General features: G+C 56.2%; 3 rRNA genes. All 3 read left to right on the forward strand.

Annotated elements, in window-relative coordinates:
• Positions 1 to 189: 189 nt before the first annotated feature.
• The 3 genes from O6P37_RS28330 to rrf all read left to right on the forward strand — a co-directional run bounded on the left by O6P37_RS28330 (position 190) and on the right by rrf (position 5,541).
• A 16S ribosomal RNA gene (locus tag O6P37_RS28330) occupies positions 190 to 1,709 on the forward strand.
• Between the two features lie 501 nt (positions 1,710 to 2,210).
• A 23S ribosomal RNA gene (locus tag O6P37_RS28335) occupies positions 2,211 to 5,336 on the forward strand.
• A 92-nt stretch (positions 5,337 to 5,428) separates the two neighbouring features.
• Positions 5,429 to 5,541 (forward strand): 5S ribosomal RNA (rrf, locus tag O6P37_RS28340).
• Together the 16S, 23S and 5S rRNA genes form the textbook arrangement of a ribosomal RNA operon.
• Positions 5,542 to 5,551: the final 10 nt, after the last annotated feature.

Below are 5,551 nucleotides of genomic sequence, written 5' to 3' on the forward strand. Positions count from 1 at the left end.
GCGGGTGTGTTGTTTGAGAACTCAATAGTGTGTTTGGTGGTTTTTGTTTGTTGTTTTTGGGGTTGTGTCCGCATTTTCCCGTTTGGGGGTGCAGCCCTTGTTTTTTTGGATGCCAGTTTTTGGTGTCTGGTTTTTGTGATCGGATTTTTCTGATTCGGATTCACCTGGCCCTGGTGGTTGGGTTGTTTTTGTTTGGAGAGTTTGATCCTGGCTCAGGACGAACGCTGGCGGCGTGCTTAACACATGCAAGTCGAACGGAAAGGCCCTTCGGGGTACTCGAGTGGCGAACGGGTGAGTAACACGTGGGTGATCTGCCCTGCACTTTGGGATAAGCCTGGGAAACTGGGTCTAATACCGAATACACCTCTTGGGTTGCATGACCTTTGGGGGAAAGCTTTTGCGGTGTGGGATGGGCCCGCGGCCTATCAGCTTGTTGGTGGGGTGATGGCCTACCAAGGCGACGACGGGTAGCCGGCCTGAGAGGGTGTCCGGCCACACTGGGACTGAGATACGGCCCAGACTCCTACGGGAGGCAGCAGTGGGGAATATTGCACAATGGGCGCAAGCCTGATGCAGCGACGCCGCGTGGGGGATGACGGCCTTCGGGTTGTAAACCTCTTTCAGCACAGACGAAGCGCAAGTGACGGTATGTGCAGAAGAAGCACCGGCCAACTACGTGCCAGCAGCCGCGGTAATACGTAGGGTGCGAGCGTTGTCCGGAATTACTGGGCGTAAAGAGCTCGTAGGTGGTTTGTCGCGTTGTTCGTGAAAACCGGGGGCTTAACCCTCGGCGTGCGGGCGATACGGGCAGACTGGAGTACTGCAGGGGAGACTGGAATTCCTGGTGTAGCGGTGGAATGCGCAGATATCAGGAGGAACACCGGTGGCGAAGGCGGGTCTCTGGGCAGTAACTGACGCTGAGGAGCGAAAGCGTGGGGAGCGAACAGGATTAGATACCCTGGTAGTCCACGCCGTAAACGGTGGGTACTAGGTGTGGGTTTCCTTCCTTGGGATCCGTGCCGTAGCTAACGCATTAAGTACCCCGCCTGGGGAGTACGGCCGCAAGGCTAAAACTCAAAGGAATTGACGGGGGCCCGCACAAGCGGCGGAGCATGTGGATTAATTCGATGCAACGCGAAGAACCTTACCTGGGTTTGACATGCACAGGACGTCGGCAGAGATGTCGGTTCCCTTGTGGCCTGTGTGCAGGTGGTGCATGGCTGTCGTCAGCTCGTGTCGTGAGATGTTGGGTTAAGTCCCGCAACGAGCGCAACCCTTGTCTCATGTTGCCAGCACGTAATGGTGGGGACTCGTGAGAGACTGCCGGGGTCAACTCGGAGGAAGGTGGGGATGACGTCAAGTCATCATGCCCCTTATGTCCAGGGCTTCACACATGCTACAATGGCCGGTACAAAGGGCTGCGATGCCGTGAGGCTTAGCGAATCCTTTAAAGCCGGTCTCAGTTCGGATCGGGGTCTGCAACTCGACCCCGTGAAGTCGGAGTCGCTAGTAATCGCAGATCAGCAACGCTGCGGTGAATACGTTCCCGGGCCTTGTACACACCGCCCGTCACGTCATGAAAGTCGGTAACACCCGAAGCCGGTGGCCTAACCCCTTGTGGGAGGGAGCCGTCGAAGGTGGGATCGGCGATTGGGACGAAGTCGTAACAAGGTAGCCGTACCGGAAGGTGCGGCTGGATCACCTCCTTTCTAAGGAGCACCACGAGACCCATGGCCCGCCCACATCGTGTGGGGGTTCGGTGACCTGGGCGATTCGTTGGATGGGCTTGCCCTGTAGTGGGCGCAAGTTCTGGTGCATAGACAACAAACGTTGATCGGCTGTTCGGGGCGCCCCTAGGGGTGTGAGTCGTGATGGATCGCCAGACACACTATTGGGCTTTGAGACAACAGGCCCGCGGGCTCATCCCAGTGGGGGTGGGTGCCGGCTCTGAGATCTCGAGGTTTCTGCTTGCTTGTGTTTTGAGTGGGTGGGGCTGAAGGGGTTGAGGGGTTTCTGTTGTTGCCCTGCTTTGGTGGTGGGGTGTGGTGTTTGATTTGTGGATAGTGGTTGCGAGCATCAAAGACGCATGATGATCCCTTTGGGGGTTGTGGTGTGTCTTTATGTAATGCAAATTTTTCTGATACTCGCATGCATGTCTGCCCTTGTGGTGGGGGTGTGTGTGGGTGATGACTCATTTTTTTGGTTTTGTGTTGTAAGTGTTTAAGAGCGCATGGTGGATGCCTTGGCACTGGGAGCCGATGAAGGACGTGGGAGGCTGCGATATGCCTCGGGGAGCTGTCAACCGAGCGTTGATCCGAGGATGTCCGAATGGGGAAACCCGGCACGAGTGATGTCGTGTCACCCGGCACTGAATACATAGGTGTCGGGGGGGAACGCGGGGAAGTGAAACATCTCAGTACCCGTAGGAAGAGAAAACAATTGTGATTCCGTGAGTAGTGGCGAGCGAAAGCGGAGGATGGCTAAACCGTATGCATGTGATACCCGGCGGGGGTTGTGTGTGCGGGGTTGTGGGGCGTTTCTTCTCCTTTCCGCCGAGAGGGGCAACAGTGATAAAGGTTCGTGTTAGTCGAAGTGGTTTTGGGATGACCTGTCGTAGAGGGTGAGAGCCCCGTAGGCGAAAACGCGAACCCTGTTGTGGAGCTGTCCCCGAGTAGCAGCGGGCCCGTGGAATCTGCTGTGAATCTGCCGGGACCACCCGGTAAGCCTGAATACTTCTCAGTGACCGATAGCGGATTAGTACCGTGAGGGAATGGTGAAAAGTACCCCGGGAGGGGAGTGAAAGAGTACCTGAAACCGTGCGCTTACAATCCGTCAGAGCCTTCGACTTGTCGTGGGGTGATGGCGTGCCTTTTGAAGAATGAGCCTGCGAGTCAGGGACATGTCGCGAGGTTAACCCGGGTGGGGTAGCCGCAGCGAAAGCGAGTCTGAATAGGGCGTATCCACACAATAGTGTGTGGTGTAGTGGTGTGTTCTGGACCCGAAGCGGAGTGATCTACCCATGGCCAGGGTGAAGCGCGGGTAAGACCGCGTGGAGGCCCGAACCCACTTAGGTTGAAGACTGAGGGGATGAGCTGTGGGTAGGGGTGAAAGGCCAATCAAACTCCGTGATAGCTGGTTCTCCCCGAAATGCATTTAGGTGCAGCGTCACATGTTTCTTGTTGGAGGTAGAGCTACTGGATGGCCGATGGGCCCTACTAGGTTACTGACGTCAGCCAAACTCCGAATGCCGACAAGTGAAAGTGTGGCAGTGAGACGGCGGGGGATAAGCTCCGTGCGTCGAGAGGGAAACAGCCCAGATCGCCGGCTAAGGCCCCTAAGCGTGTGCTAAGTGGAAAAGGATGTGCAGTCGCGAAGACAACCAGGAGGTTGGCTTAGAAGCAGCCACCCTTGAAAGAGTGCGTAATAGCTCACTGGTCAAGTGATTGTGCGCCGATAATGTAGCGGGGCTCAAGCACACCGCCGAAGCCGCGGCAATCAACATTAGTTGGTTGGGTAGGGGAGCGTCCTGCATCCGGTGAAGCAGCGGAGTGATCCAGCTGTGGAGGGTGTGGGAGTGAGAATGCAGGCATGAGTAGCGATAAGGCAAGTGAGAACCTTGCCCGCCGAAAGACCAAGGGTTCCTGGGCCAGGCCAGTCCGCCCAGGGTGAGTCGGGACCTAAGGCGAGGCCGACAGGCGTAGTCGATGGACAACGGGTTGATATTCCCGTACCCGTGTGTGAGCGTCCCTGATGAATCAGCGGTACTAACCGCCCAAACCATGCGTTACCGATCACCTTCGGGTGTGAGGATTGCATGCGCTGCGCGGGACCTTCGTTGGTAGTAGTCAAGCGATGGGGTGACGCAGGAAGGTAGCCGTACCAGTCAGTGGTAATACTGGGGCAAACCGGTAGGACGACATCTAGGCAAATCCGGGTGTCATGAAGTCCGAGAGGTGATGCATAGCCGGATGAGGTGAATTCGGTGATCCTATGCTGCCAAGAAAAGCCTCTAGCGAGCGCACACACGGCCCGTACCCCAAACCGACACAGGTGGTCAGGTAGAGAATACCAAGGCGTACGAGTGAACTATGGTTAAGGAACTCGGCAAAATGCCCCCGTAACTTCGGGAGAAGGGGGACCCCCACATCGTCAACACCCTTGCGGTGGGTAGCGGGAGGGGGTGGCACAAACCAGTGAGAAGCGACTGTTTACTAAAAACACAGGTCCGTGCGAAGTCGCAAGACGATGTATACGGACTGACGCCTGCCCGGTGCTGGAAGGTTAAGAGGACCGGTTAACCCTTCGGGGTGAAGCTGAGAATTTAAGCCCCAGTAAACGGCGGTGGTAACTATAACCATCCTAAGGTAGCGAAATTCCTTGTCGGGTAAGTTCCGACCTGCACGAATGGCGTAACGACTTCTCAACTGTCTCAACCATAGACTCGGCGAAATTGCATTACGAGTAAAGATGCTCGTTACGCGCGGCAGGACGAAAAGACCCCGGGACCTTCACTACAACTTGGTATTGGAGTTCGATACGGTTTGTGTAGGATAGGTGGGAGACTGTGAAGCGGCCACGCCAGTGGTTGTGGAGTCGTTGTTGAAATACCACTCTGATCGTATTGGGCTTCTAACCTCGGACCGTATATCCGGTTCAGGGACAGTGCCTGGTGGGTAGTTTAACTGGGGCGGTTGCCTCCTAAAATGTAACGGAGGCGCCCAAAGGTTCCCTCAACCTGGACGGCAATCAGGTGTTGAGTGTAAGTGCACAAGGGAGCTTGACTGCGAGACGTACATGTCGAGCAGGGACGAAAGTCGGGACTAGTGATCCGGCACCCCCGAGTGGAAGGGGTGTCGCTCAACGGATAAAAGGTACCCCGGGGATAACAGGCTGATCTTCCCCAAGAGTCCATATCGACGGGATGGTTTGGCACCTCGATGTCGGCTCGTCGCATCCTGGGGCTGGAGCAGGTCCCAAGGGTTGGGCTGTTCGCCCATTAAAGCGGCACGCGAGCTGGGTTTAGAACGTCGTGAGACAGTTCGGTCTCTATCCGCCGCGCGCGTCAGAAGCTTGAGGAAACCTGTCCCTAGTACGAGAGGACCGGGACGGACGAACCTCTGGTATACCAGTTGTCCCACCAGGGGCACCGCTGGATAGCCACGTTCGGACAGGATAACCGCTGAAAGCATCTAAGCGGGAAACCCCCTCCAAGACCAGGCTTCTCACCCATTTAAGTGGGATAAGGCCCCCCGCAGACCACGGGATCGATAGGCCAGACCTGGAAACGCAGCAATGCGCGTAGGGAACTGGCACTAACCGGCCGAAAACTTACAACAACAACAAAACCTCGCAACCACACAATTCACAGTCAAACAATAAAGACTGCACCCCACCACCAAAACACACTTCACAATAAAGTGAATAAAGTTACGGCGGTAATAGCGGTAGGGAAACGCCCGGACCCATCCCGAACCCGGAAGCTAAGCCTACCAGCGCCGATGATACTACCCCTCCGGGTGGAAAAGTAGGACACCGCCGAACACACATTAAG

The organism is Mycobacterium hippophais, assembly GCF_027529605.1.
Lineage (GTDB): Bacteria > Actinomycetota > Actinomycetes > Mycobacteriales > Mycobacteriaceae > Mycobacterium > Mycobacterium arseniciresistens.